Here is a 2219-nt window from a genome sequence, read left to right on the forward strand (position 1 = left end):
AACGGAATTTTGTCTTTGTATTCAGGTAGTTTCTTGTGGAGTTTTACGGCATTTTGGACAGACTTTTTAAAGAAGAACTTTACATCTAATACTTCCAGTTTGCCGTCTCTATCACCATAAACCGTATCTAGTACTTTGTTATATTGGTAGGCTTTTTCACGCTCGTAGGCAATAACATAGCCATCACCTTTACCAAGGGCAGCGGGATGGAAAACGGCTAGATACACATCATAGGCTGAGTTCATCTTCCCGATATAGGGTTTGAGATAAGGATACACCAAGTGCTCTAATTGCCATTCTCCAAACTTACCCCTGACTTGCCCTAATGAATAGCCCAAACGTCTTAGCGTACTTGGCAAACATTGAATCAAGCCGAATGCTTCTGAGAGCTTATTTTCTGCTTGCGAGCTGTGCTTACTTTCTACCCAAATGACCATCATCAGCCATTCAGGCTTGATTTTGAGTCTTTGGGCTACTTCTCGAACTTTGGAGATATAGCCGTAAGGGTTTCTGTATGTGAGCCATTCAAAGGGTAGCATATATTAGTTGTTAATCCACTTTTTCAAAAAGATTGAGATAAGAATCAGGAGTGTACCAGCCCCTAGGGCAGTAGCTCCAAGTTTTAGGGCACTAGGCACATCAAATTGTACATTGATATTGGCTGTACCTAGATTACCTAATAATCCACTTTGGTTATTCATTAGTAGTTAAGTTTTAAGGCAATCATGCGCTGTTCCATTCGAGCTTGCTGGTCACCATTCCAAGAGAAGAGAATCTTCTTCCAGCTTGTGACTCTTGTCCAGAGTGTTGCAGCATCCTTTTTGCCGTATTTGGCATTATAGGTCTGAACAAGGACATGGAATTGGTCGTTAGTTAGTGAAAGAGCTTTGATATAGGCATCTCTCAAATCATCACTATTACCAAACCATGAGTCAAAGTAGGCATGGAAATCTTCTACCAATGGGTTAGGATTCCAGTCTTTGGGAAGCCCTGAGCCTGAATTAGGAAGTGGGAGTTCCAGAAAGGTTTCCTCTTTGGGCGTTGTCAATCGCTTATAGGCATAAAAGGCAGCCGCACCAAAGACCACGTACCAGAATACACTCGATGAGGTGAGTTTGTTGACCACCTTGAGGAAAGTTCCCCATGCTAGGCTTAGTGCTTTCATTAATCACCTTTGAGTTTAAAGAGTTTTCCGATTAGCTTAATCGCTAAAAAGCCTGCTACAGCACCGATTGCGCCTTTGATGATGACTTCCTTTACTGTCCAGCCTTCGCCTGTGTCCACTTGAGTTACTACGACCTCTTTGCTTGTTCCTGTAGTAGTATCTGTTTTAGTGACCGTCTTTTTGACAGCTTGTGAAGTGACAGGTTTGACCGTCGAACAATATTGTTCAGCCACATAACCTACACCACCCATGGCCAAGTTGAACTTCAAAAAGCCATTGACACTTTTACCATCGGACTGACCAATTAAATTACCTTTATTGACGGCTGATTTAATGGCTGATGTTAAAGAAGCCCCTGTTCTGATTCTGACACTATCGCCAGTGCAATAGTAGTTCTTAGTTCCAGAAACTACAGTTGGCGTTGAGATAGTGGTAAGGTCAGACAAAGGAACTATGGCGTTGGTACGATATTTCAGCATATACAAAATAGGTTTGTACAACTGAACCAAGGCTAGTTTGGAGTCTTCATACACATCTTGAATAATCCCCAATTGAAGCCCATTGTTCATCTTACCAATCACACCACCAAAGTCTATCTTGCTTGGATTATCTTCATCCCAATCGGCAGTATCATACAACTTTACGTAACCGTATTTAGGGGATGTTGCCTTAACGGACATTCCTATACGGACATTTTTTATATCAATTGCCATTGCGTTTGAGTTAAGACCAGACAGCCTATGTTGATAGGCTGTCTAGCATGATTATCTTAGTCTTCGTCCTCGTTGCTAAAAGACTTCCAAGCAAAGTAGCCAGCCAAAATGGCTAATCCAGCCAACACATAGTTGAGTGGCTTTTTATAGAATGGAGTGGCTGCCTCTGGAGAACCTTCGGTAGAAGCGCTTACGCTAGAACCACCCAAGACTTCTTTGATGACGTCAGTAGCGTCTTTTGCGACAAATGGCGTGTTGGCAATAGCGCCTTTACCATCCGCATACAAACCGATTTCTTTGTCTGAGGCTGTCGTATAAGCCATACCAGCCGATTGTGTTTC

5 protein-coding genes are annotated in these 2219 nt (G+C 42.5%); all 5 read right to left on the reverse strand.

What is annotated here, in order from left to right:
* A partial coding sequence (locus tag GVN22_RS27055) for a transglycosylase SLT domain-containing protein (RefSeq protein ID WP_166554121.1) occupies window positions 1–539 on the reverse strand: 539 nt, incomplete at its 3' end.
* A 3-nt stretch (window positions 540–542) separates the two neighbouring features.
* Window positions 543–701, reverse strand: coding sequence for a hypothetical protein (locus GVN22_RS27060; protein ID WP_166554115.1), 159 nt, complete (start codon window positions 699–701; stop codon window positions 543–545).
* Window positions 701–1165 carry a hypothetical protein gene (locus tag GVN22_RS27065; RefSeq protein WP_166554122.1) on the reverse strand — a complete coding sequence of 155 codons (465 nt, stop codon included), beginning with the start codon at window positions 1163–1165 and terminating at the stop codon, window positions 701–703. The genes GVN22_RS27060 and GVN22_RS27065 overlap by 1 nt, the downstream gene beginning before the upstream one ends.
* A complete protein-coding gene (locus GVN22_RS27070) occupies window positions 1165–1878 on the reverse strand; it encodes a hypothetical protein (RefSeq protein ID WP_166554123.1) in 714 nt (237 codons plus the stop codon). Before GVN22_RS27070 ends, GVN22_RS27065 begins: the two co-directional genes overlap by 1 nt.
* 56 nt (window positions 1879–1934) lie before the next feature.
* Window positions 1935–2219: hypothetical protein (locus tag GVN22_RS27075; RefSeq protein WP_166554124.1), on the reverse strand; the 285-nt coding region annotated here is incomplete at its 5' end.

This window comes from Cellulophaga sp. BC115SP, assembly GCF_009905545.1.
Taxonomy (GTDB): domain Bacteria; phylum Bacteroidota; class Bacteroidia; order Cytophagales; family Spirosomataceae; genus Flectobacillus; species Flectobacillus rivi.